This is a genomic window from Bacteroides sp. ET71, from assembly GCF_023336905.1.
In the GTDB taxonomy this organism is placed as follows: Bacteria; Bacteroidota; Bacteroidia; order Bacteroidales; family Bacteroidaceae; genus Bacteroides.
The window spans coordinates 1-501 of record NZ_JAMBLS010000147.1; the positions used below are offsets into that span (position 1 = coordinate 1).

The window sequence follows — 501 nt, forward strand, 5'->3', positions numbered from 1 at the left end:
GCTGATGTAAAGCCTCTTGTTCATGTCGGAATAGCGTGCGGACTGCTCCCGGAACGGGATGGCAGCTACCAGCCGAATGTCGGTCAATTCGTTTCTTGCCGCCAAGACCGCCTTGGCGAAAACCAAATCGCCGCCTTCCGCCATGCCGGAGAAGAAATTACGGCATCCCGAAGCATACAGGCTTTTGATTTCCGTTACCATGCCTGCAAAAAGGGTGAGCATGGGTTGGCTTATCCTGCCGGAGCGGTGTCCGGTAAACGACACGTTTTTTGAGATGTCTGTTGTTTCCATGATGATGTGAGTTTAGAGTGTTAATACCCAGACCATGAAAGCGACAAGCGAAACAAATGCCAACAGGAACACAAGGCAGCCCCACAGGAAACGTACTACACCCGCAAGGAAGTTCCACACCAGCCACGACCCGATGAACCACACCCAAAGAGAGCCGCCGTACAAGGATGTGCAGAGTGCCGCAAGGATGAACCTTGCCGCCACTCCCAA

1 pseudogene is annotated in these 501 nt (G+C 53.3%); it reads right to left on the reverse strand.

The annotated features are described in order from the left end of the window. Positions 1-291: pseudogene (locus tag M3090_RS15615) on the reverse strand (DUF1273 domain-containing protein); the annotation flags it as partial. Positions 292-501 lie beyond the last annotated feature (210 nt).